At 68.2% G+C, this 23,857-nt stretch carries 22 protein-coding genes; 12 read left to right on the top strand and 10 right to left on the bottom strand.

The window, feature by feature from the left end; genetic code table 11:
• Positions 1 to 3: 3 nt before the first annotated feature.
• Genes hpnK through hpnI form a run of 4 tightly spaced genes read right to left on the bottom strand, consistent with a single transcriptional unit; the run spans position 4 to position 3,667 of the window.
• A complete protein-coding gene (hpnK, locus tag L8K25_RS04310) occupies positions 4 to 828 on the bottom strand; it encodes a hopanoid biosynthesis-associated protein HpnK (RefSeq protein ID WP_242137653.1) in 825 nt (274 codons plus the stop codon).
• Positions 825 to 1,022: a hypothetical protein gene (locus L8K25_RS04305; protein WP_010162765.1), complete on the bottom strand. Its 198-nt coding sequence runs from the start codon at positions 1,020 to 1,022 to the stop codon at positions 825 to 827. Before L8K25_RS04305 ends, hpnK begins: the two co-directional genes overlap by 4 nt.
• Positions 1,023 to 1,046: 24 nt before the next feature.
• Positions 1,047 to 2,492: a hopanoid biosynthesis associated radical SAM protein HpnJ gene (gene hpnJ / locus L8K25_RS04300; RefSeq protein WP_242137652.1), complete on the bottom strand. Its 1,446-nt coding sequence runs from the start codon at positions 2,490 to 2,492 to the stop codon at positions 1,047 to 1,049.
• Entirely contained in the window at positions 2,489 to 3,667 is a 1,179-nt protein-coding gene (gene hpnI, locus L8K25_RS04295) for a bacteriohopanetetrol glucosamine biosynthesis glycosyltransferase HpnI (RefSeq protein WP_242137651.1), read from the bottom strand. The genes hpnJ and hpnI overlap by 4 nt, the downstream gene beginning before the upstream one ends.
• Positions 3,668 to 3,827: 160 nt before the next feature.
• Here hpnI and hpnA point away from each other — a divergent pair, with 160 nt between their 5' ends.
• The 7 genes from hpnA to L8K25_RS04260 all read left to right on the top strand — a co-directional run bounded on the left by hpnA (position 3,828) and on the right by L8K25_RS04260 (position 12,249).
• Complete coding sequence (hpnA, locus tag L8K25_RS04290; protein ID WP_242137650.1) at positions 3,828 to 4,826, top strand: hopanoid-associated sugar epimerase; 999 nt, start codon at positions 3,828 to 3,830, stop codon at positions 4,824 to 4,826.
• A 364-nt stretch (positions 4,827 to 5,190) separates the two neighbouring features.
• Positions 5,191 to 6,438 (top strand): glycosyltransferase, encoded by a 1,248-nt coding sequence (locus L8K25_RS04285; protein WP_242137649.1) that lies wholly within the window; start codon positions 5,191 to 5,193, stop codon positions 6,436 to 6,438.
• Complete coding sequence (hpnC, locus tag L8K25_RS04280) at positions 6,435 to 7,274, top strand: squalene synthase HpnC (RefSeq protein WP_242137648.1); 840 nt, start codon at positions 6,435 to 6,437, stop codon at positions 7,272 to 7,274. The genes L8K25_RS04285 and hpnC overlap by 4 nt, the downstream gene beginning before the upstream one ends.
• The gene (gene hpnD / locus L8K25_RS04275) at positions 7,271 to 8,110 is read left to right on the top strand and encodes a presqualene diphosphate synthase HpnD (protein WP_242137647.1); all 840 of its coding nucleotides are present in this window, start codon (positions 7,271 to 7,273) and stop codon (positions 8,108 to 8,110) included. Before hpnC ends, hpnD begins: the two co-directional genes overlap by 4 nt.
• The gene (gene hpnE / locus L8K25_RS04270) at positions 8,107 to 9,375 is read left to right on the top strand and encodes a hydroxysqualene dehydroxylase HpnE (RefSeq protein WP_277923439.1); all 1,269 of its coding nucleotides are present in this window, start codon (positions 8,107 to 8,109) and stop codon (positions 9,373 to 9,375) included. The genes hpnD and hpnE overlap by 4 nt, the downstream gene beginning before the upstream one ends.
• Before the next feature lie 10 nt (positions 9,376 to 9,385).
• On the top strand, positions 9,386 to 11,482 hold the full coding sequence (locus tag L8K25_RS04265) for a terpene cyclase/mutase family protein (protein ID WP_242137646.1): 2,097 nt from the start codon (positions 9,386 to 9,388) through the stop codon (positions 11,480 to 11,482).
• The gene (locus L8K25_RS04260) at positions 11,479 to 12,249 is read left to right on the top strand and encodes a phosphorylase (protein ID WP_242137645.1); all 771 of its coding nucleotides are present in this window, start codon (positions 11,479 to 11,481) and stop codon (positions 12,247 to 12,249) included. The genes L8K25_RS04265 and L8K25_RS04260 overlap by 4 nt, the downstream gene beginning before the upstream one ends.
• Positions 12,250 to 12,257: 8 nt before the next feature.
• Here L8K25_RS04260 and L8K25_RS04255 read toward each other — a convergent pair whose 3' ends face one another.
• Genes L8K25_RS04255 through ispH form a run of 3 tightly spaced genes read right to left on the bottom strand, consistent with a single transcriptional unit; the run spans position 12,258 to position 14,742 of the window.
• The gene (locus L8K25_RS04255) at positions 12,258 to 12,575 is read right to left on the bottom strand and encodes a hypothetical protein (protein ID WP_242137644.1); all 318 of its coding nucleotides are present in this window, start codon (positions 12,573 to 12,575) and stop codon (positions 12,258 to 12,260) included.
• Between the two features lie 53 nt (positions 12,576 to 12,628).
• Positions 12,629 to 13,774, bottom strand: coding sequence for an adenosyl-hopene transferase HpnH (gene hpnH / locus L8K25_RS04250; RefSeq protein WP_242137643.1), 1,146 nt, complete (start codon positions 13,772 to 13,774; stop codon positions 12,629 to 12,631).
• A gap of 8 nt (positions 13,775 to 13,782) precedes the next feature.
• Positions 13,783 to 14,742, bottom strand: a complete 960-nt coding sequence (ispH, locus tag L8K25_RS04245) for a 4-hydroxy-3-methylbut-2-enyl diphosphate reductase (RefSeq protein ID WP_242137642.1) — start codon at positions 14,740 to 14,742, stop codon at positions 13,783 to 13,785.
• Between the two features lie 295 nt (positions 14,743 to 15,037).
• On the opposite strand from ispH, the gene L8K25_RS04240 reads away from it, so the two are divergent.
• Positions 15,038 to 15,643 (top strand): ABC transporter substrate-binding protein, encoded by a 606-nt coding sequence (locus tag L8K25_RS04240; protein WP_242137641.1) that lies wholly within the window; start codon positions 15,038 to 15,040, stop codon positions 15,641 to 15,643.
• A 29-nt stretch (positions 15,644 to 15,672) separates the two neighbouring features.
• Complete coding sequence (locus tag L8K25_RS22675) at positions 15,673 to 16,719, top strand: VacJ family lipoprotein (protein WP_347341137.1); 1,047 nt, start codon at positions 15,673 to 15,675, stop codon at positions 16,717 to 16,719.
• Positions 16,720 to 16,910: 191 nt separating this feature from the next.
• Here L8K25_RS22675 and L8K25_RS04230 read toward each other — a convergent pair whose 3' ends face one another.
• From L8K25_RS04230 to L8K25_RS04220, 3 genes are all read right to left on the bottom strand, one after another.
• Positions 16,911 to 19,499 (bottom strand): MMPL family transporter, encoded by a 2,589-nt coding sequence (locus L8K25_RS04230; protein ID WP_242137640.1) that lies wholly within the window; start codon positions 19,497 to 19,499, stop codon positions 16,911 to 16,913.
• A gap of 7 nt (positions 19,500 to 19,506) precedes the next feature.
• Complete coding sequence (locus tag L8K25_RS04225; protein WP_242137639.1) at positions 19,507 to 19,989, bottom strand: DUF2141 domain-containing protein; 483 nt, start codon at positions 19,987 to 19,989, stop codon at positions 19,507 to 19,509.
• Between the two features lie 80 nt (positions 19,990 to 20,069).
• Positions 20,070 to 20,852: a hypothetical protein gene (locus L8K25_RS04220; RefSeq protein ID WP_242137638.1), complete on the bottom strand. Its 783-nt coding sequence runs from the start codon at positions 20,850 to 20,852 to the stop codon at positions 20,070 to 20,072.
• Between the two features lie 135 nt (positions 20,853 to 20,987).
• On the opposite strand from L8K25_RS04220, the gene L8K25_RS04215 reads away from it, so the two are divergent.
• The 3 genes from L8K25_RS04215 to L8K25_RS04205 are packed head-to-tail and all read left to right on the top strand — an operon-like array spanning position 20,988 to position 23,853.
• Complete coding sequence (locus L8K25_RS04215) at positions 20,988 to 21,692, top strand: DUF4129 domain-containing protein (protein ID WP_242137637.1); 705 nt, start codon at positions 20,988 to 20,990, stop codon at positions 21,690 to 21,692.
• The gene (locus tag L8K25_RS04210) at positions 21,689 to 22,900 is read left to right on the top strand and encodes a hypothetical protein (protein WP_242137636.1); all 1,212 of its coding nucleotides are present in this window, start codon (positions 21,689 to 21,691) and stop codon (positions 22,898 to 22,900) included. The genes L8K25_RS04215 and L8K25_RS04210 overlap by 4 nt, the downstream gene beginning before the upstream one ends.
• Positions 22,897 to 23,853: a MoxR family ATPase gene (locus L8K25_RS04205; RefSeq protein WP_242137893.1), complete on the top strand. Its 957-nt coding sequence runs from the start codon at positions 22,897 to 22,899 to the stop codon at positions 23,851 to 23,853. Before L8K25_RS04210 ends, L8K25_RS04205 begins: the two co-directional genes overlap by 4 nt.
• Positions 23,854 to 23,857 lie beyond the last annotated feature (4 nt).

The raw sequence follows: 23,857 nt of genomic DNA, 5'->3' as shown, positions 1-23,857 counted from the left end.
GGTTTACAGATCGGCAAAACGCGCCAGTCGGATGTGAGTGTCGGTAACGATGCCACGAGCGACCGGGTCAAGCAGCGCCGCCAGCTCGGCTTCATATTGATAGCCGGGGGCGGACAGTGGATAGTGTCCGGTCGCCGGGTGAAGATACACTTCGCTGACGCCATCGGGAAGATGCCGCAGCACGCCGCGCAGCCGTTCGGTATGCATCGCGCCCGACCAGGCGAGGCCGAACGTATGGTCGGGCACCTTCATGCCGCCGCCACGCATCCGGCGCTGGACGCTGCGCGCGAACGGCTTGGCGATATGGAGCCCGGTCGCCTTTTCGAACTTTGCCAGCACATTGCGCGGCTCGACCGGCGCGCGGACGGTGGTCATGCCGTGGCGCTTGCCGACCTTGAGCACGGTCGCGGCGATCACAGGGTGGAGATGCATGTGCTTGTGCGAATTGACGTGGTCGAGCCGCAAGCCGGTCGCCTCGAACAAAGCGAATTGCGCGTCGATCTCGGCCTCGAGCTGGCGACGGACCGAGGCCTTGCCGACCAGCGCGAGCGCGACGGGGAGCGACTCGATGCGGAACCGGCCCGCGTCGTCGACCAGGTCGGGGATCTGTGCCGGCGACAGCGCCGGGGGCGTCTCCGCAAGCGCGATGTGCAGGCCGATGCCAAGCGTCGGGGTCCGCCGTGCGCGCATTACGGCGTCCTCTGCGGCGGCACCCGTGACCATCAGGCTGGTGACGGTCAGGATCCCCTCGCGGTGCGCCTGCTCGACCGCGGCGTTGACCTCGAGCGAGACGCCGAAATCGTCGGCAGTGATGATCGCGGTCTTCATTTCGGGGCAAATCCGTAAAACGCGGGGTCGGCAAGGACGCCTTGCGCGACCCGGCGCGGGTCGGGCGCGGCGACGCGGCGCAACAGCAGGACCATGGCGTCGAGGTCGCGCGCCTCGACCGCCCTGTTCCATTCCTCGAGCCGGCCCATCGCTTCCAGCCGCTCGTTGACCGTCATCCGCGCCAGCGTCGTCATTGCCCCAGCCTTACACGCGCTGCTTTACACGGCCTCTTTGCGACGCCGCAGGAAATCGAAGAACTCGACGCCTTCGCGCAGGCGGCGCTTCATCATGTCCCAGTCGGTCAGCATCTCGCGGACGATTTCCCAGATCTTCGACGGGCGGAAGTAGAAGCGCTTGTAGAACTCCTCGACCTTGTCGAAAATCACCGTCGAGGACAGATGCGGGTAGCTGAGCTGCGCGATCTGGTTGCCGCCGTCGGTCAGCAATTCATGCGAATTGTCGAACCAGCCGTTCTCGGTCGCCTGCTTGTACAGGAATGTGCCGGGATAGGGTGCCGCGAGCGACACCTGGATCGTGTGCGGATCGATCTCCTTGGCGTAGTTGATCGTCTCCTCGATCGTCTCGAGCGTCTCCCCCGGGAGCCCCAGGATGAAGGTGCCGTGGATCACCACGCCAAGCTCATGGCAGTCCTTGGTGAACTGCCGCGCGACGTCGGTGCGCAGGCCCTTCTTGATGTTGTGCAGGATCTGCTGGTTGCCGCTCTCGTATCCAACGAGCAGCAGGCGCAGGCCGTTCGCTTTCAACACTTCGAGCGTCTTGCGCGGGACGTTGGCCTTGGCGTTGCAGCTCCACGACATCTTGAAGCCGGGCTTGCCGAAGCCAAGCTTGCCGAGCGCGATCGCAAGTTCCTCGACGCGCGCATGGTTGTCGGTCAGCGTGTCGTCGTCGAAGAAGATCTCCTTGGTCTCGGGGATCTCGCGGATGATGTACTCGACTTCCTCGATCACTTTGGCGACCGAGCGGAAGCGGTAGGTGTGCCCACCGATCGTCTGCGGCCACAGGCAGAAGGTGCAACGGCTCTTGCAGCCGCGTCCGGTATAGAAGCTGACGTACGGGTGCAGCAGATAGCCGCCGAAATATTTTTCGATCTGCAGGTCGCGCTTGTAGACCGGCGAGACCATCGGCAGCGAGTCCATATCCTCGATCATCGCGCGGTCGCGGTTGCGGATGAACGCGCCGTCCGAATCGCGCCAGGTGATGCCGTCGACTTCACGCAAGGGCTTGCCCTGCGCGATCTCGAGGATCGTGAAGTCATATTCCTCGCGCGCGACGAAATCGACGTCGGGGGTGGCGGCAAGGCTCTTGTCGGGCTCGACCGCGACCTTTGCGCCGACGAAGCCGATCAGGATCCGCGGGTTGCGCTGCTTGATCAGCGCGGCGGTGCGGATGTCCTGGTTGAACGACGGCGTCGAGGTGTGGAGGATCACGAGATCGCGATCGTCGAACTCATGCGCGATGTCGTCCCACGACTGGTCGTGCGCAGGCGCGTCGATCAGCTTGGAGCCTTCGACCATTGCCGCCGGCTGCGCGAGCCAGGTCGGATACCAGAAGGATTTGACCTCCCGCTTCATCTGGTAGCGCGCACCCGCGCCACCGTCGTAACCGTCAAAAGACGGCGCCTGGAGAAAAAGCGCCCGCATCATGCCCGTTGCTCCGCATTCTGAATCTTGTGCGCCGCAACAATGCGGCCGTCATTCTTCATTGTAAGGGTCGCGCCGCGCCAATCAACCGATCGGACGAAGAAGCTCGCGATATAAAGGGCAAAACTCATGCCATCATGCGCCAGCGCCATCCACCACGGAGCGATGCGCCTCCCTACAGTCGCATTCACGTTCCGCACAACCACCAACCGTGCAACGACCGCAAGCGCACACAGGATCAGCCCGACCGTCGGCCAGTACAGCACCGCGAGAACCGCGACCGGGAGCGGCAGGCCGATGATGATCCCGACATAGGGCCAGAAGGCGACGTCGCGGACGGTCGCGCCCCAGCGGAGTTCGTGGCGCCACAGCGCCGCGAAGCTCGTTTCGTCAAAGGCATGGTCGACCAGCATTGCGGGTACCGCGATCTCGAGCCCGAGCTCGCGGACCGCTTCGCCCATCGCATAATCGTCCGCCAGCTTGTCGGCGAAGCGCGTGAACCCGCCGATCCGGCGGAGCGTCTCGCGGGTCATCGCGATCGTCGATCCCATGCAGGGTGCTGCCAGCTTGTTCGCGACTCCGAAGACGAGGCCGAGCATGAACTGGTAGCTCACCCCCGCCGCGCCGAAGTGCGACCAGAAGCCGGTATCGCCGCGCCCGGCATAGACGCAAGTGACGAGTCCGATGTCGGGCGCGTCGAGCGCGCGGAGCAGTTGCGCGAGATAATCGGGCGCCACCGCGATGTCGCTGTCGCTCAGCACGACGGTGTCGTGACGGATGAACGGTTCCATGTTGATGAGGTTGGAAAGCTTGCCGCTCGCACCGTGGACGGTGCCGTCGAGCACCAGGTCGATATCGGCGGCGGGATAGGCCGCCTTCAGCGCCGCGACCACCTGGATCGCCGGATCGTCCTTGCGCTGGATCCCGCACAGCAGCTGGACCGGGCCGTGATGCTCCTGCGTGAGAAAGCTCGCCAGATTGTCGTACAGCCGTGGCTCGTCGCCATAGAGCGGCTTGAGCAGCGTGACCGCCTCGTGGCGCACCGGGGCGGGCGTGGCGCTCGCGAAATAGCGTTTGAAGACGATCGCGGCGGCCGATGAATAGACGACGCCGAGCGCGGCCACGACGATCGCCAGCCAGCCGAGCGCGTGCCCTGAAAGATGCAGGATATGGATCACGATGCCCCTCCCGTAGCGTCGCCGGAATGACCGGTATAGGCGCGTACGTGTGAAAAAGCTGTCATGTTCTGGCCACGGCGGCCTTTGTTTGACGCGGATTGAGCGAGAGTGTTTGCGCTTGTCGCCGGGCGTTCTACAGCGCGCGCAGAGTGGAGGCTGAGTGACCGATCGACCCATCACGCTTGTTACCGGAGTGTCCGGCTTCGTCGGCTCGGCGGTCGCGCGGCGGCTGGCCGCGTCGGGCGTGCGTGTCCGGGGGCTGGCACGCGCGAGCAGCGCGCGGACCAACCTGATCGATTTCCCCGGAGAACTGGTCGAGGGCGATGCGCGCGACGCGGGCGCGATGGCGCGGGCGATGGCGGGGGTGGGGGCGCTGTACCACGTTGCCGCCGACTATCGCATCTGGGCGCCGGACATGAAGGAGATCGTCCGCAACAACCGGCTGAGCACGCAGACCGTGATGATGGCCGCGCTCGACGCCGGGGTGGGGCGGATCGTCTATACCAGCAGCGTCGCGACGTTGCGGCCCGATCACGGCAAGCCATCCGACGAGACTCGGCCCGCGACCCCCGAGCAGGCGGTCGGCGCGTACAAGCGGAGCAAGGTCGTCGCCGAGCGGCTGGTCGAGGCGATGGTGCGCGAACGCGGGCTGCCCGCGGTGATCGTCAACCCGTCGACCCCGATCGGCCCGCGCGATGCGCGACCGACGCCGACCGGGCGGATCATCGTCGAGGCGGCGTCCGGCCGCATGCCCGCGTTCGTCGAAAGCGGGCTGAACCTGGTGCACGTCGACGACGTCGCGGACGGGCATATCGCGGCGATGACGCACGGGGTGATCGGCGAACGCTACGTGCTCGGCGGGCAGGACGTGTCGCTGCGCGAGATGCTCGCGACCGTCGCCGCGGTAGTAGGGCGCAAGGCCCCGACGGTGCAGATTCCGCGCGGCCCGCTGTTTCCGCTGGCGTGGGCGAATGAGCAGATCGCACGGGCGACGGGGAAGGAACCGTTCCTGACGCTGGATGCGCTGCGAATGGCGGCGCACGACATGTACTATTCGAGCGCGCGGGCGGAAGCCGAGCTCGGCTACCGCGCGCGGCCTTACCGAGTGGCGCTGGAAGATGCGGTGGCGTGGTTCCGGCAGGCGGGGATGCTCGCGTGATTGTCTTCAAGCGCCCGCACCGACCTGCGCGCACTCCCCTCCCTGGAAGGGAGGGGCTGGGGGTGGGTCGGCCCGTGGCGGCGGCTGCGCGCTCTTCACACCGACCCACCCCCGACCTCTCCCTTCCCGGGAGGGGAGGAGGAGGGCGAATCTGGCTGGTGCTCGTGTTCGCGCGTGACGGGTTCTGGCAGACGCGCGAGCGCGATACGATGGACCTGGCTCCCCTCCCTGGAAGGGAGGGGCTGGGGGTGGGTCGGCCCGTGGCGGCGGCTGCGCGCTCTTCACACCGACCCACCCCCGACCCCTCCCTTCCAGGGAGGGGAGGAGAAGGGCGACGCTCCTCCTGGCAATCGGGATGTGCGCGATGATCGTGTTCTGGATTGCGCTGCTGTCGCTGGCGATCTGGCTGGTGCTGGTGTTCGCGCGCGACGGGTTCTGGCAGACCAGCGAGCGCGATACGTCCCCTCTTGCTCCCCTCCCGGGAAGGGAGGGGCCGGGGGTGGGTTGGCCCGTGGCGGCGGATGCGCTCTCTCCATACCCACCCACCCCCGACCCCTCCCTTGCAGGGAGGGGAGAAGACGGGCCGTGGCCTTACGTCGTCGCGATCGTGCCCGCACGCGATGAGGCCGAGGTGATCGCGCGGTCGATCGGCAGTCTCGCTGCGCAGGATTATCCGGGCGACTTCCGCATCATCCTGGTCGATGATTCGAGCAGCGACGGCACCGCCGACATCGCACGCGCCGCGGGTGGCGACCGGTTGCAGGTCGTGACGGGCGCGGCATTGGCGAACGGCTGGACTGGCAAATTGTGGGCGGTCTCGCAAGGAATCGCCGCCGCTGGCACCGCGCCCGACTATCTCCTCCTTACCGACGCCGACATCGCGCACGCCCCCGACACGCTGCGCACGCTCGTCGCGCGCGCGGTCGCGGAAGAGCGGGTGCTCGTCTCGCTGATGGCGCGGCTGCGCTGCGAGAGCCTGGCCGAACGCGCGCTGATCCCCGCGTTCGTGTGGTTTTTCCAGATGCTCTATCCCTTCGCGGCGGTGAACCGGCGCGCCTCGGGCCGCGCTGCGGCGGCCGGCGGCGTGATGCTGGTCGAGCGTACGGCGCTCGACGCTGCGGGCGGGATCGCGGCGGTGCGCTCCGCGCTGATCGACGATTGCGCGTTCGGCGCGCTGATGAAGACGCAAGGAGCGATCTGGCTCGGCCTGACCGACCGCGCCGTCAGCATCCGTCGCTACGACAGCTGGGACTCGGTCGCGCAGATGATCGCGCGCTCGGCCTATGCGCAACTCAGCTATTCGCCGGTATTGCTGGCGGGGACGACGATCGGCCTTGCGATCACCTATCTTGCGCCGCCGCTTCTCGCGATCTTCGGACAGGGCGAAACGCGGATGACCGCGATCGCCGCCTGGGCGTTGATGGCGCTGGCGTTCCAGCCGATGCTGCGCTTCTACCGACGCTCGCCGCTCTGGGGACCGGCTTTGCCGGCGATCGCGACCTTTTATGCCGGGTGTACCCTGCTGTCGGCGTGGCAGCACGGTCGCGGCCGCGGCGGACTGTGGAAGGGGCGCGTCCAGGCGGCGCGCCATGAAGAAGGCTTGCCGTCATGACCGCAGCGACACTCGCCTCAGGCAAGGGGCATAAGGACGAGAACTTCCCGGTCGCCTCGGTGCTGCTCAAGAAAGCGCACCGCGCGCCGGTGATGGCCTTCTACCATTTCGCGCGCGCGGCGGACGATGTGGCGGACAATCCGGCGGCGTCGGCGAACGAGAAGCTCGCGCTGCTCGGCACGATGCGCGCGACGATCCTCGGGCACAGCGACGCGGAGGCGACCGCGCTGGCGATGCGGCGGACGATGACCGCGCACGACCTGTCGTCGCAACACGCGACCGACCTGCTGGTCGCCTTCGCGCGCGATTGCACGGTCGACCGTTATGACGACTGGCCCGGGCTGATGGAATATTGCCGCTATTCGGCGATGCCGGTCGGGCGCTACGTGCTCGACGTCCACGGCGAGGATCATGCCACCTGGGCGGCGTCGGACGCGCTGTGCGCGGCGCTTCAGGTGATCAACCACGTCCAGGATTGCGGCAAGGATTATCGCGCGATCCAGCGGGTCTATCTGCCGCGCGATATCCTTGCGCAGCATGGCGCGCGCGTCGAGGATCTCGGTGGCGCTGCGGCGACGCCGGCGCTCCGCGCGGTGATCGTCGACATGGCGACGCGCACCGATGCGCTGCTCGCGCAGTCGACCGGGTTCGCGCGGCAGATCCGCGACCGGCGGCTCGCGGCGGAGGTCGCGATCATCCACCGGCTCGCGGTCAGCCTGAACGCGCGGCTGAAACGGCGGGATCCGCTGTCGCAGCGGGTTCACCACCGTGCGCCCGAGGCGCTTGGTCTTGCGGCGTTGGCGGCGGTCACGCAAATGGTTAAGGGTCGGGCATGAACCCAAAGGCCACCCCCGCCCAGTTGCAGGCGCAAGTCTCGGGCAGCTCCTTCTATGCGGGCATGCGCGTGCTCCCCAAGGCGGAGCGCGAGGCGATGTACGCGGTCTATGCCTTCTGCCGGCAAGTCGATGACATTGCGGACGACGAGGGCGGCGACCGGGCAGACCGCGCGGTTGCGCTCGATGCGTGGCGGGCGGACATCGAGTCGCTCTATGCCGGGCGTGACCCCGGCCAGGCGGCGCTGCTCGTCGCGGCGGTCGATCGCTTCAAGCTGGAGAAGGTGGATTTCCTCGCGGTGATCGACGGCATGGCGATGGATGTCGAGCGCGACATCCGCTGGCCCGCGTTCGATACGCTCGATCTGTATTGCGACCGGGTCGCATCGGCGGTCGGGCGGCTGTCGGTCAAGATCTTCGGGATGGACGAGCGCCCCGGAATCGAACTGGCCTATCATCTCGGGCGCGCGCTGCAATTCACCAACATTCTTCGCGACATCGACGAGGATGCGACGATCGGCCGGGTCTATCTCCCGCGCGAACCGCTGGTGGCGGCGGGGGTCGCGCTCGATGAACCGCTGATTCTCGTGGCGGATCCGCGGATCGAGGGTGCGTGCCGGATGCTCGCGGCAAAAGCGCACGAGCATTTCGCGGCGGCCCAGACGATCCTGGCGGCAAGACCGCGCGGGCATCTGCTGGCGCCGCGGTTGATGGCGGCGGTCTATGCGCCCCTGCTGCGGCGGATGGAGGCGGCCGGTTGGGGGGCGCCGCGCACGCGCATCCGGGTCAACAAGCCAGCTTTGCTGCTGACTGTGCTGCGGCTCAGCCTGTTCCGTTGAAGCGCGAGTCGGTTCCGAAGCGCGTCCGGATCATCGGCGCGGGCATGGCCGGGCTTTCGGCCGCGGTCGAGCTCGCGCGTGAGGGCATCGCGGCCACGCTCGTCGACGGCGCGGCGCAGGCGGGCGGGCGGTGTCGCAGCTATCACGACCCGCAGCTCGGGCGGACGATCGACAATGGCAATCACCTCGTCCTGTCGGGGAACAAGGCGGTCCATCGCTATCTCGACACGATCGGCGCCCGCGATCGGTTGAGCGGGCCGAAACATGCCGATTTCGCCTTTGCCGACATCAGGACGGGGTCGCGCTGGTCGGTGCGGATCAACGACGGGCCGGTGCCGTGGTGGATCTGCCGCGACGGACGCCGCGTGCCGGGGACGACGGTGCGCGACTATCTGCGTCTCGCGGGGCTCGCCGGGGGGAAGCCCGGGCAGATCGTCGCGGACCGGGTCGATCCGAGCGGGCCGGTGTGGGACAAATTGATCGATCCGGTGTTGCTCGCCGCGCTCAACACCGCGTCGGCGAGCGGATCGGCCGTGCTGACATCGCGTGTGATCCGCGAAACGCTGGGGCGCGGCGGGCGCGCAATGCGGCCGCAGATCGCCGAGCCGACGCTGGCGGCGGCGTTTGTCGATCCGGCGCTGGCGTGGCTGGCGGGGAAGGGCACGTCGCTGTCGCTGGGGACACGCCTGCGCGCGCTGCGGTGTGACGGCGACCGGGTCGTCGCGCTCGACTATGGCCGGGGCGAGGAAGCGGTCGCGCCGGACGAGACGATCATTCTCGCGGTGCCGCCCTGGGTCGCGGCCGACCTCGTCCCCGAGCTGACCGTTCCCGACGATTTCCGCGCGATCGTCAACGCGCATTTCGCGATCGCTCCGCCGCCCGGCGTGCAGACGATGGTCGGCATCCTCGGCGGGACCGCCGAGTGGATCTTCGCCTTCCCTGACCGCATCTCGATCACGGTCAGCGCGGCGGATCACCTGGTCGACCGCGACCGGACCGCGCTGGCGCGCGCGTTCTGGTCGGATATCCGCGCGGTCCACGGTGGCCCCGCCGAAATGCCCGCGTGGCAGATCGTCAAGGAAAAGCGCGCGACGTTCGCGGCGACGCCCGAACAGGACGCGCGCCGCCCGGGAACGCGGACTCGGTTCGGCAACCTGTTCCTCGCAGGGGACTGGACGCAGACCGGCTTGCCCGCGACGATCGAGGGTGCGATTCGTTCGGGCGAGGCCGCTGCCCGCTTGGCGCGGACCGCGACGCTCGGCTAAGGCCACGCACATGGGACTACAGACGCTGAACCTTGACCGCGACGATCTCGTCGCCGCCGCCGACGCGACCGCGTCGCGTGCCGCCGCCGCGCTGGCGGGGCGCCAGAAGGACGACGGGCATTGGGTGTTCGAGCTCGAGGCCGATGCGACGATTCCGGCGGAATATGTGCTGCTGCGGCATTATCTCGGCGAACCGCGCGATGCCGAGATCGAGCGCAAGATCGGCGTGTACCTGCGGCGGATCCAGTCGGCGGCGCATCATGGCTGGGGGCTGTTTCACGGCGGCGCGTTCGACGTGAGCGCGAGCGTGAAGGCGTATTTCGCGCTCAAGATGATCGGCGACGACGTGGACGCGCCGCACATGGCGCGCGCGCGCGCGGCGATCCACAAGGCGGGCGGCGCGGCGGCGGTCAACGTGTTCACGCGGATCCAGCTCGCGCTGTTCGATTGCGCGCCGTGGAGTTCGGTGCCGACCTTGCCGGTCGAGCTGATCCTGCTGCCGCGCTGGTTCCCGGTGCATCTCTCCAAGATGTCCTATTGGGCGCGCACCGTGATCGTGCCGTTGCTGGTGCTCGCGGCGAAGAAGCCGGTCGCGCGCAATCCGTCGGGCGTGCGGGTCGATGAATTGTACACCGCGAAACGTGCGAAGCTGACGAGCAAGGCCGCAGGGACCAAGCCGGGCTGGACGACCTTCTTCAACGGGCTCGACGTGGTCCTCAAGGGCGTCGAGCCGCTGTGGCCCAAGGGTACGCGGGCGCGTGCGATCGAGGCGTGCGTCACCTTCGTGACCGAGCGGCTCAACGGCGAGGACGGGCTCGGCGCGATCTATCCGGCGATGGCGAACAGCGTGATGATGTTCGACTGTCTGGGGTATCCCGAGGACCATCCGGCGCGCGCGGTGGCGCGGCGGTCGGTCGAGAAGCTGCTCGTGGTCAAGGACGACGAGGCCTATTGCCAGCCGTGCGTTTCGCCGGTGTGGGATACAGCTCTTGCGGCGCATGCGATGCTCGAGGCGGGGGGCGAGGAGGCCGAGGCGCGCGCGGCTGCGGGGCTGGCGTGGCTGAAGCCGTTGCAGGTGCTCGACGTGAAAGGCGACTGGGCGGACGAGAAGCCCGATGTCCGGCCTGGGGGGTGGGCGTTCCAGTATAATAACGCGCATTATCCGGATCTTGACGACACTGCCGTGGTGGTGATGGCGATGGACCGTGCGGTTCCCTTTAGCCCCTCCCCTTTAGGGGAGGGGTTGGGGTGGGGCCGTGCAGCCAACTCGACGCCGGGGCAAGGTGAGACGGCCCCACCCCCAACCCCTCCCCTGAAGGGGAGGGGAGAAGGGAGTGCAGCTCTTTCCCTGAGGGGAACGGACGAAAACTACGACCACGCCATCTTCCGCGGCGTCGAATGGACCGTCGGCCTGCAAAGCAAGGACGGCGGCTGGGGCGCGTTCGATGCGGACAACAGTTATCACTACCTCAACAACATCCCCTTCGCCGATCACGGCGCGCTGCTCGACCCGCCGACCAGCGACGTCACCGCGCGCGTCGTGTCGATGCTCGCGCAACTCGGCGAGCCGATCGACAGTCCCCGCATGGCAGCGGCAATGGGCTTCCTCGAGAAGGAACAGATGCCCGATGGCAGCTGGTTCGGGCGCTGGGGGGTGAATTACATCTATGGCACCTGGTCGGTGCTGTGCGCGCTCAATGCCGCCGGGCTCGACGGGCGGCATCCGATGGTGCGCAAGGCGTCGGACTGGTTGCTTCACATCCAGAACCTCGACGGCGGCTGGGGCGAGGACTGCGACAGCTATGCGCTCGACTACAAGGGCTACACGCCCGCGCCGTCGACCGCGTCGCAGACCGGCTGGGCGCTGCTCGCGCTGATGGCGGCGGGGAAGGTGGATCATCCCGCGGTCGAGCGCGGCGTGCGCCACTTGATCGCGACGCAGGACGACGAGGGGCTGTGGGGGCAGGAGATGTACACCGGCGGCGGATTCCCGCGCGTGTTCTATCTGCGCTATCATGGCTATCCGGCGTATTTCCCGCTTTGGGCGGTGGCGCGGTATCGCAATTTGAAACGCTCGAACAGCGCGCGGCCGGCGTTCGGGATGTGAGCGTGCTCGTCGCCTGCGGGCTGGTGCGCGAGGCGGCGATCCTCGCGCGGCCGGGGTTCGTGGTCGTGGCGGGCGGCGGGGATTCTGCGCGGCTGGAGCGCGAGCTCGAGGCGGCGGTTGGAGGTGCTTCGCTGGTGTTGTCGTGCGGGGTGGCGGGGGCGCTCGATCCGGCGTTGTGCGCGGGGGATGTGGTGGTGGGGGTGCTTCACCCTACCTTCTTCCCCGGCGAAGGCCGGGGCCCAGTCGAGGAACAGAAGAGCATCTCGCGTGGCGTTCATTTACAACCACCTTCGCGACTGGGCCCCGGCCTCCGCCGGGGAAGCGGAGTGGGGGGGGCGTTGGTTGAGTGGCTCCTTCAGAGCTTGCCCGACGCTCATTTCGGCACCGTAGTCGGCGCGGACACCATCATCGCCTCCGTCGCCGAAAAAGCTGCGCTCTACGCCAATACCGGTGCAATCGCAGTCGACATGGAATCCCACATCGCCGCCCGCGTCGCCGCGCGACACGATCTTCCGTTCGCCATCATCCGCACCATTTCCGACAGCGCCGACCAAGCGCTTCCCCCCGCCGCGCTGGTGGGGATGAAACCCGACGGCGGCGTGGCGCTCGGGTCGATTCTCGCATCGCTTGCGCGCAACCCCGCGCAGCTGCCCGCGCTGATCCGCACCGGGCGGGATGCAGGGGCGGCATTCAAGGCGCTCGGCCGGACGTTTGATCTGATGGAGGCGAAGGGGTTTGCGCAGTTCGTTGCGCAAATGCCCACGTAAATCCCTTCCTACCGCTGCGGTCCCGCTTCCTCGCGCGGGACAAGCCGCATGATCCATTTGGGATAGCCCTCGGGGGCCAGCACGATGTCGGGCACCTCGATCGGGTCGTTCCCGGTCTCGACCCAGCCCGCACCGTGGCAATGATCGCAGATCGCGCGCTTGCAGCGGAAGCTGACGAGATCGATCTCGGTATTCCACTGGCCGTAGCCGTGGCAGATCGGACAATGCGCATCGAGCATGCCGTTGCGCTGCTGGAGCGGGATGATGTCGAAGGCGTGCGGGCTGTCCGGCCCGTCGCAATATACGATGTCGCTGGCGTGTGGCATCACGGCCCAACGCCGCCGCCCGCGGATCGCTCCATCGGGCGGCGCGCGTTCCCTCAGGCGGCGCGCTGGGTGCGCTTGAAGCCCTCGGGATCCGCCGCCTTGATCTTGGCGAGCTCACGCTCGACATGGAGCGAGTGGACGTCGGTCGACTTGCGCGCGTGGCTCAGGTCGATGTCGGGCGCCATCGGCCCTTCTGTGCGCACGCCCTTCCGCCCGATCGTGAACATCTTGAGCGGATGGCGGATCGAGTCGCTGGCGGCCGTACCCTCGAACCCGCAATGGACCATGCAGTTCGAGCACTTCTCGTACTTGCCGACGCCATATTGGTCCCAGTCGGTGCCTTCCATCAGTTCGGCGAACGTGTCGACATAGCCTTCGCCGACGAGGTAGCACGGCTTCTGCCAGCCGAAGACGGTGCGCAGCGGCATCGACCAGGGGGTGCACTCATAGGTCTGGTTGCCCGCGAGGAAATCGAGGAACAGCGGCGAGTTGGTGAAGGTCCACGCCTTGCCGCCATCGCCCTTGCGGAACACGTCGCGGAAGAAGTTCTTGGTGCGCTCGCGCGTCAGGAAATGCTCCTGGTCGGCGGCGCGCTCGTACGAATAGCCCGGCGAGATGGTGATCTCGACGCCGCGCTTCTGCATCTCGTCGAAGAAGCCGGCGAGGCGGGTCGAATCCGCCCCGTCGAACACGGTGCAATTGACCTGGACGCGGAAGCCCTTGGCCTTGGCCATCTCGATCGCCTCGATCGCGACCTCATAGGTGCCCGCCTGATCGACCGCATGGTCGTGCATGCCCTTGTCGCCATCGAGATGGATCGACCAGGTGAAGTAGGACGACGGCTTATAGTCGTCGATCTTCTTCTTCATCAGCAGCGCGTTGGTGCACAGGATGACGAACTTCTTCTTGGCGATATAGCCTTCGACGATCCTGGGCATGTCGCGGTGGAGCAAAGGCTCGCCACCCGCGATCGAGACCGCAGGCGCGCCGCATTCGTCGATCGCGTCCATGCACTGGTCGAACGACAGGCGCTGGTTGAGGATCGCGTCGGGATAGTCGATCTTGCCGCAACCGGGGCACGCCAGATTGCAGCGCAGCAGCGGCTCGAGCATCAGCACGAGCGGGTATTTGCCGCCCTTGATGTGGTTCTTGAGGGTATAGGCGCCGATGCGCGCCAGCGGGGCGATGGGGAGGCTCATGTCGGCTCCTATGCGCTTATTACAGCGGCTTGGGTAGGGGTAGGCACGTCGCGCAACTCGCGCGGCAGGCCGAACTGGATCGATTCGTCGACGCCGGCGAGCTGGCTGACCTCGACCGGGCCGAGCTTGCGCAACGCGGCGATCACGCTGTCGACCAGCTCGTCGGGGGCGGAGGCACCCGCGGTCAGGCCGACGCGTTCGATCCCCTCGAACCAGGCAGGATCGATCGCGCTGCCATCCGCGACGAGATAGCTCGGCAGCCCCTCGTCCGCGCCGAGATCGCGCAGGCGACTCGAGTTGGAACTGTTTTCGGACCCCACGACGAGGATCAGGTCCGCGACCTTGCACAGGTCGCGCACCGCGCTCTGGCGGTTCTGCGTCGCGTAGCAGATTTCGGAAACGTCCGGGCCGATCAGGTCGCTGAAGCGGTTGCCGAGCGCCGCGATCACGCCACGCGTATCGTCGACGCTGAGCGTGGTCTGCGTGATGTACGCGAGCGGCGTATCGAGCGGCAGGTCGAGCGCGGCGACGTCTTCCTCGGTCGAGACGAGGTGGACGTGGACGTCGACCTGTCCGCGCGTGCCGATCACCTCGGCATGGCCTTCATGCCCGATCATCACGAGCGTCCGTCCGGCCTTGGCATAGCGGCGGCCCTGCAGATGGACCTTCGTGACGAGCGGGCAGGTCGCGTCGAATACGGGCAGGTTGCGGCGCTTGGCCTCTTCCTCGACCGTGCGGGCGACGCCGTGCGCGCTGAAGACCGTCATCGCGCCCTCGGGCACTTCGTCCAGATCCTCGACGAACACCGCGCCCTTGCCACGCAGCGTGTCGACGACGTGGCGGTTATGGACGATCTCGTGCCGGACATAGACCGGGGCACCATAACGATCGAGCGCCCGTTCGACGATCTCGATCGCGCGAACAACGCCGGCGCAGAACCCGCGCGGGTTGGCGAGAATCACTTGCAAGCAAAAAACCTTTCCGTCCGCTCTCGTGCTGAAACCGGATGCCCGCCATAGAAGGACCGGGCTGGTTCGTCACGCACGCCCCAGATAGATATTCTAGTCGCGCTGCAACATATGCGAAAGCATGAAATCTCCTTCATTTATCACCATGTTGGCATCCGCGGCCAGTTTCGCGCCGGATCCGTGGCCGATTCTGGTCGTTCATCGGGGCTACAGCGGTTTGTGCTAGCGCACATGGAATGATACCGCGCGGCCCACAGCGGGGTGCGGTCGTTCCGTCTCCCCAAGGAGTTCTTGCATGACTTTTGCTATCCGTTCCGTCGTGGCCGGCGTGCTGTGTTCGGTCGCCGCCCCAGCGCTGGCGCAGACCGCAGATCCGGCGCGCGCACAGGTGCAGACGCTCGACGACGGCCTGCTCGCGATCATGAAGGGCGGCAGCAGCCTCGGTCTGCAGGGGCGCGCGAGCAAGATCGGCCCGGTGGTCGACCAGACGTTCGACATCCCGCTGATCACCCGGCTGTCGGTCGGGCCGGACTGGGTCAAGGTCGCGCCCGCCGACCAGACCGCGCTCGTCTCGGCGATGCGGCGGATGACGGTGTCGCAATATGCCACCAACTTCAGCAGCTGGTCCGGCCATACGATCACGATCGACCCGCGGATCGAGACGCGCGGTGCGGACAAGCTGGTGCGCACGACGCTGTCGGCGCCCAAGGACGATGCCGTGCCGATCGCCTATCGCCTGCGCCAGAGCGGCGGCAAGTGGCGCGTGATCGACGTTTATTATCGTAACGCGATCAGCCAACTCGCGACCCGCCGCGCTGATTTCGCTAGCGTGTTCGCCAAGGGTGGCGCCAAGGCGCTGATCGCGCATCTCGACGTTCTCGCCACCAAGAGCGGTCGCTAAGCATCGTGGGACTCCGGGGGGAATGCAGCGTGCTTGCGGTCGCGGCGGCGCTGATCGCGACACCGCTCGCGGCACAGGGAATGCCGGTCCAGGCGGCTGCGGACACGTCGGCACCGCGCCCCGGGGCGGCAACCGCGGTGCGCGCGGGGGCGGCGCAGGCCCCGGACACGGGACGCGCGCGGCATCACCGCACCAAGGGCGATCCGCTCGAGGGGTTCAACCGCCGGATGTTCTCCGTGAACCAGCTGTTCGACCGGATCCTGTTCCGCCCGGTCGCGATGCTCTACAAGACGGTCGTCCCCAAGGTCGCGCGCGAGGGCATCCGGCACTTCTTCTCCAACGTCGGCGAGCCGCTGGTCTTTGCCAACGACGTGCTGCAACTCAAGCCAAAGCGCGCGGTGAAGACTCTCGGACGGTTCGTGGTGAACACGACGGTGGGCCTTGGCGGTCTGCTCGACGTCGCCAAGACGCAGGATTTCCGGCTTCCGCACCGCGACAACAGCTTCGGCGACACGCTCGGCCATTATGGCGTCGGACCGGGGCCGTACATCTTCCTGCCGTTCTTCGGGCCGAGCGACTTCCGCGACCTGGGTGCCGGGATCGCGGAGAGCCAGACGCTCGCGTTCACGATCGGCACGCCGTTCGACCGCGCGGAATATCGTATTTCGGAAGGCGTGCTGACCGGGCTGGATCTGCGGGTCGAGGCGGATGGCGAGTTGAACGCGCTGGTCGCGGGTGCGGTCGATCCGTACGCGACGCTGCGCTCGTCCTATCTGCAGGACCGGGCGGGGCGGATCGCGGAGACGCATGGCAGACAGGGCGCGGCGGCGGGTACGCTGTCGGATCCGCTGGCGGACCCGTTGGCCGATCCGGCGGGTGGGGCACCGGTAGCGGTGCCGACGCCCGGGGCGGCGGCGACCGATCCGTTGGCGGATCCTTTGGCCGATCCGGCGGCGCCCGCGCGGGTTGCCGAACCGCCGACGCCTGCGCCCGCGACTCCGCGGGCGGCGGATCCGCTGGCCGATCCGTTGCAGGACCCGGCGGCGACACCGGCACCGGTCGCTCCATCCCGGTAAGCGGACTTATGGTTGAAATTGCCCGTCTGGAACCGGCAACGTCTTCCGCCCTTTTCCGTCATCCCCGCGGAGGCGGGGATCCATACTGGCAGACCGTGCCTGTTACCGAGCGACATAGGGAATGGATTCCTACCTTCGCGGAAATGACGACCGTGGCGCGATGAACGCCCGGGCTCCGCGTCGCTGAGCCTTCACGCCTTCTTGCGCGGCGGCCCCAGCAACGCCGGCTCGAAGATCAGCGCGCACACCAAGGTCCACGCGAGCGAGATCATCAGGATCTTCCCCATGCTCGCGGTCCCCGGATGATGCGACAGCCACAGGCTCCCGAACGCACTCCCGGTCGCGAGCGCGCTGAACAGCACAGCGCGTGCAAGGCTCGACTGGAGCAGGTCGGTCGCGCCGCCGCGCCACGCCATCACGAAGTAGATGTGGAATGCGACGCCCACCCCGAACAGCAGCGGGAAGGCGATGATGTTGGCAAAATTGATCGGCTGCCCGATCAATACGCAACTCCCGAGCGTCAGGAACCCCGACAGCACCACGGGCGCGAGCGTGAACGCGACCTCGCGAACGTCGCGCAGCACCACGAAGAGCAACACGCTGACCAGCGCGAGCGCAAGGATCCCCGCCTCGACGAATGCCCAGGCGACCGTCCGGGCGGCCTCCTGCGTCGCGACGGGCAGGCCGCTCGCGGTCGGCGCGACCGTGCGGACCGCGGCGGTGAAGCGGCGGAGCACGGCATTGTCGTTGCTGTCGCCCTTGGGGAAGACCTGCACCAGCGCGCGCCCATCCTTCGCCACCCAATTGCCCGCGATCTCGGGTGGGAGCGTCTCGCGCGTTACCGGCTCCGCCTGGAGCGCCGCGCGGATCTGGTCGAGCATCGTCCCGAGCGGCGGGACGAGCAGCGCCGTCGCGGCGACGCGGAGCCGGGGCGCACCCGCCGCAAGCCGCTCGAACGCGGTCGCGAGTCGGGTCGCATCGGCAGCGGCGGCGCCCGGATGCGCGGCAGCGGCGGTGCGGAGATCGCTCGCGGTCTTGCGCAAGGCGGCGGCGTTGTCGGCATCGCCCGGCGCGGACGCGAGGTCGAACGGATTGATCGTCGCATCCAGCAACAAGGATGCATCCTGCACCAGCGCGAGTTTCGCATCCTGATCCTGCGGGACGTAACCGTCGATCGACACCGCCTCGGCGACCTCGGGCAGCGCGGACAGCTTTGCGGCGAGCGCCTTGGCCACCTGCGCATTGGGGGCGAGCACGTTGATCGTATTGGGGGTGCGCAGAGGGTCGCGCATCAGGTCCGCCAGCGCGCGCATCGCCGGGCCGTCCTTGGCACGCAGATGCAGCGGGTTGAAGTCGAACTGGACGAACGGCAGGAGCGCGATGCTCCCCGCCATCGAGAGCGCGAACGCCCACAGCACCGTCTTGCGATGCGCGTGCAACCAGCGGTCGAGCGGTGCTGCCTCGGCGAACCCGACCTCGCGGCGTGGTGCTCCGGGCTTGAACAGCATGAGCAACGCCGGAAGCAGCGTGACGCTCGCCGCGAGCGCGACCAGCATGCCGAGCCCCGCGATGATCCCCAACTCCGCGATCCCGACATAGTCGGTCGGCAGGAACGCCCCGAACCCGAGGAACACCGCCCCCGCCGCCAACGCCAGCGGCGCGCCGAGCGCACTGGCCGCGCGTTCGAGCGCGGGGCCAGTGCCCGCACCCTCCAGCCGTTCCGCGTTGAAGCGCACCGCGATCTGGATCCCGAAATCGACCCCAAGCCCGACGAACAACGGGATGAACGCGACCGAGATGAGGTTGAGCGCGCCGACCGCGAGCAGCCCGAGCGCGGTCGTGACGATCAGTCCCGCGACGATCGTCAGCAGGATCGCCGCGACGATCTTGGCCGAGCGCACCGCGAACCACAGGGTCACTACCATCGCCAGCGCCATCACCGCACCGACCCAGCCGATATTCTCCTCGAGCGTCGCGAACTCCTCGTCCGCGAGCGGGACCTCGCCGGTGGTGCGGACGGTGACGCCATGCGCCGGATCGAGCCCGAGCCCGGCCGCCTGCGCGACGATCGCGCCGACCGCGTCCTCGCCGGGTTGGAGCGCGCCATAGTCGAGCCGTGGCTGCGCGAGGATCAGGCGGCGGCGGGGCGGGGCGGTCTGGCCGGTGCCCGCGAACAGGTCCTGCCACGAGAAATAGGCGGGCTTCCCTGCCGCCGAGGCATCGAGCGCGTCCGCCATCGTCCGCATCGGGCGCGCGATCCGCGCGAGCGGGATGTCGCCGCGCTCGACGCCGGTCAGCATCGTCGAGAACGCTCCCGCGATCCCGCGCAACGACGGGTCGCTCGCGAGCGGGCCGAGGAGCGGTTGCGCATCGATCAAGGCCTTGGTCGAGCTCCGCACGTCGTCGACCGAACCGAACAACAGCCCCTCGCGGTCGAAATACGCGCCGCCATCGGGCCGCTGGACGGTGCGGAAATGCTTCGTGTCGGCGGTGAGCGCGGCGCTGAGCCTGGCGGTCGCGGCTTCGGCCAGTTCGGGCGTCTTGCCGTCGACGACGACGAGCAATACGTCCTTGAGCTGCGGGAACGCCTGTTCGACCGCTTTCTCCTGCTGCCGCCAGCCGATCGTGGGCGAGATCAGCGCCGCGGTATCGGTCGTCATCGCGAAATGCCCCGCGGCGTAGAGAATCGCCCCCGTGACGAGGGCAAGGCACAGGCCGAGGACCGCGAACGGCGTTCGCACGCCGAGCGCGACGAGCCGCTGGAGCAGGCGGGCGATCATGCCGCGGCTACTGCTGTGCCGCGGGGGCGTTCGGGCCCAGGAAATAGCGCAGCTTCAACCGGATCGTTCGTTCGCGCCCGTCATAGTCGAACACGGCCTCCTCCCATTTCGGGGGCGACATGCGGATCTTGGCATCGTTCGAAAAGCCGACGCCTTCCTTGGGGATGCCGAACAGCGCGCGGTCGACCTTCCCGTTGCCATTCTGGTCGTAATAGACCTGCGCGGCATAGCGGCCGGGCTTGAGATCGCGCAGCGTCACGGTCGTCATTCCGACCTGCGCGGCGCTGTCCGCGGCGATGGGGCAATCCTTGAGGAACTGGGCCTGGGTGCACAGGTCGACATGGACCCGGCCCGTCCGCGCGCGGACATTGTCGACCTGGACGTGCAGCACGCCGCCGGATGGCGCAGCGCCGACCGTAAGCAGGGCGGCCGCGGGAAGACACAGCAGGGAGCGGGATCGCGCACGGCGCGGAGCGGCAAGGGACGTCATGCGGCGCCTCTAGCCGGAATTTCGGCCAAGATTAAGACCGCATTGCTTGCGCACGGTCTCGACCCGCCACGGCGGCGGCGTCAGGCGAAGATTTCCGAGAGTTGATCGACCTGCGGTCCGTCCTTCCAGTCGCGCAGCTCGACGTAGAGCGACGTTTGGATCGCGGCGACCGTGGCGGTGGTGATCGTGGTCGATACGGCGGTCAGCAGCGTCGACAGGGTCGTGAAGCCTTCGATCCCCCGCGCGACCGTGGGCAGCCCCGTGACGGCGAGCGTGATGACCCCGACCGCCGCGATCAGCACGTAATAGAGCACGAGCAGCAGCAGCCCCAGACCGAAGATGTTCCAGCGTGCCCCGCGGGTGAGGAACGCGCTGCGCCCGAACGCCGCGAATACGCCCGACCGGTCGACCACCAGCGACGGAACCGCAACCGCCCAGGCGAGATAGAGCATGACGCCCGGGACGATGAAGAAGGCGAAGCCGACCAGCAATGCCAGGCCCAGCAGCAAACCAAGCCCGAGCAGCGGCAGGGCGAAGCGGGCGCCGGTGGCGATGCAATCGCCGAACGAGACCCGGCGCTGATCGCTATGCGCGATCGTCGCGCGGACCAGGCCGCCCTGCGCCAGTTGCGTCAGGACGAAACTGGCGAGATAGATGGCGCCCATCATCACGGCGTTCGTGCCGAAATCGCGGGTTGGCCCCATGCCCGACTGCCACAGGCTGAGCAGCGCGATCGGCAGCGCGCTGAACAGGAAGGCAATGCCGAACATCGTGACCGCATTGGCGCCCAGAGCGGCGAACGCGCGGTTCAGCACCCGGCCAAGCGACACGCGACGGTCGGAAACGGATGGGACGGTGGCCATGGAACCCCTCTGCGCACGATGCGCCACCGAACCTAGGCGGCCACGGATTGCTGTAAAGCGCAATTTGGCGATTGCGCGCCCCGCGTGTTGGTTTAGGCTCGGGGCGTAGCGACGGGTGCTGCCAGGGGAAGCCGAGTGAGCGGGGGAACAGCGCAACAGGCGGCCGCCGATGGCGACCGGTTCGCTGCCGCCCATGCGGCGCTCAGGGCTGACCCGAACGTCCAGTTCGTGCTTGGACAGCCGACTCCGCCGCCACAGCCGCCGCAGTGGGTGTCGCAATTCCTGCATTGGCTCGGACGCGTGCTCGAACCGCTCGGGCGGCTGCTCGGCTGGATCACGCGCCAGATGCCGGCCGCGCCTTATGCCAGGATCTTCCTGTGGACGGTGATCGTCGCGCTGGCGCTGGTGGTGGCGTGGATGGCTTATCAACGCATCCGGCATGGCGAATGGCGCTGGCCGTACCGCCCCCGCGCCCGCCAGGCGGCCCCGCTCGACCAGGCACCCGACTGGCAACCCGAGTCCGGCCCGGCCCGCGCGTGGTTGCGCGAGGCCGATGCGCTGGCCGACGAAGGGCGCTTCGCCGAGGCGGTGCATCTGCTGCTGATCCGGTCGGTCGACGACATCGCGCGCCGCCGGCCCCGCCTCGTCCGTCCCGCGCTGACCAGCCGCGAACTGGGCGCGGCCGATGCGGTTCCGCCCGCGGCGCGGGGGTTGTTCGCCGGCATTGCGGCGCTGGTGGAACGCAGCCTGTTCGGCAACCGCCCGGTCGATGCCACGGACTGGGCGCGCGCGCGCGCCGCTTACGCCGATTTCGCCTTGCCCGGGACCTGGCGCGCATGAGCGATATCGCCATCGCGCGGACTGCGGAGCAGGGGGCGTTCGGGGTTCGCACCGTCGCCATCCTCCTGGTCGTCGGTATCGCCGCATTCGTCGGGATGGTGGTGCTGGGCGCCTATGCGCCCGATTGGCGGTCGGGTCGCAACGGCGGGGCGCACGCGCTGTCCAACGCGGCCGTGGGGTTCAGTGGGCTCGTCCGTCTGGCCGCGGCGACCGGCCGCAATCCACAGATCGTCCGCAACCCGCATGCGCTGGGGACCGAGGATCTGGTCGTGCTGACCCCCGAAAGCGCCGCCACCGACATGACCGCCGTCCTGGCGCAGCGCGCGGTCAAGCCGACGCTCGTCGTCCTGCCGAAATGGCTGACGGTGAAGGATCAGCGGCATGACGGCTGGGCCGATTACATCGCCGTCCTGCCCGCCGCGCAGCCGGAGGGCGTGCTCGCCCCGCAATATCCGCTGCGGGTACGGCACTATCGCGGTGGCGGGCAGCCGCTGAAGACGTTGGGGTGGATGCCCGCGACGCTGCGCTTCACCGCACCGCGCGCGATGCAGACGATCACCGGGCCGGGGATGCGCCCGGTGCTGAGCGATCAGGCCGGGCATGTCGTGCTCGCGCAGGTCGGCAGCCGCCCGCTCTATGTTCTCGCTGATCCCGACCTGTTGTCCAACCTCGGGATGCGCGACGCCCGACAGGCACGGGCGGCGCTCGCGCTGCTCGACTGGCTCAATTCGACCGGCGCGACTTCGATCGTGTTCGACGTCACGCTCAACGGTTTCGGCCGTTCCCCCAGTCCGCTCAAGCTAGCGCTGGAGCCGCCGTTCCTCGCGATGACGCTTGCGCTTGCGGCCGCGCTGCTGCTTGCTGGGATCCAGGCGACCGCCTCGTTCGCCGCGCCGCGCCGGCGCGCCCGCGCGATTGCGTTCGGCAAGGCCGCGCTGATCGACAATGCCGCCGCGCTGGTGCGCAAGGCGGGGCGGCAGGGGGGATTGGGCGACCGCTATGCCGATGTCGTGCGCGAGCGGGCGGTCGGCGTGTTTGGCGTGCCCGCCCGGCTGCGCGACGGCGCGCTCGACGGGTATCTCGACGCCCTGGCAGGGCGTGCGCGGTTCACCGCGCTGGCCGAGGACGCCCGGGCGGCGCGGCATCCGCGCGACATGCTGGCGGCGGCGCAGGCGCTGCACCAATGGTTATGGGAGAAGACACGGTGACGGTAGAAGACGTGCGCGACCTCGCGCAGACGATCCGGCGGGAGATCGGCAAGGCCGTGGTCGGGCAGGAGGCAAGCGTCGACATCCTGCTGGTCGCGCTGTTCGCTGGCGGCCATGTGCTGCTGGAGGGACCACCTGGAACCGCCAAGACCCTGCTGGCGCGGACCTTCGCCCGCGTCGTCGGTCTCGATTTCGGGCGGATCCAGTTCACGCCCGACCTGATGCCGGGCGACATCATCGGCGCGAACCTGTTCAATTTCCAGACCAGCACCTTCACGCTGACGCGTGGTCCGATCTTCACCGATCTGCTGCTCGCCGACGAGATCAACCGCACCCCGCCCAAGACCCAGGCCGCGCTGCTGGAGGCGATGCAGGAGCGCACGGTCACGATAGACGGCGAGAGCCTGCCGCTGGGCGCGCGCTTCATGGTGGTGGCGACGCAAAACCCGATCGAGCAGCAGGGCGTCTATCCCTTGCCCGAGGCCCAGCTCGACCGGTTCCTGTTCAAGCAGACCGTCGACTATCCCTCCGCCGCCGAGGAGCGCCGGATCATCGCGACGCACGGCGCGCAGCAGCAGGCGATGGCGCCGGAGGAATGGGGCGTGGAACCGCGCACCGATGCAGCCACAATCGGCGCGGCGATCGACACGGTCGCGAGCGTGCGGCTGGTCGATGAGGTGATCGACTATATCGCGGCGCTGGTACGGGGTACGCGCGGGGTCGCCGATCTGGAAAGCGGCGCATCGCCGCGCGCGGGGGCGATGCTGGCGGGCGCGGCGCGCGCGCGGGCCGCGATCGATGGACGCGATTTCGTGATCCCCGACGACGTGAAGGCGCTGGCGCCGGCGTTGCTGCGGCACCGGCTGATCCTCTCGCCCGCCGCCGAAATCGACGGGCGCGCGATCGAGGACGTCGTCGCGACGATCATCGAAACGATCGAAGCGCCGCGGTGAGCCT

It is taken from the genome of Sphingomonas sp. TREG-RG-20F-R18-01 (genome assembly GCF_022662475.1).
Taxonomy (GTDB): domain Bacteria; phylum Pseudomonadota; class Alphaproteobacteria; order Sphingomonadales; family Sphingomonadaceae; genus Sphingomonas.
This window is presented reverse-complemented; position numbering and strand designations above follow the sequence as displayed.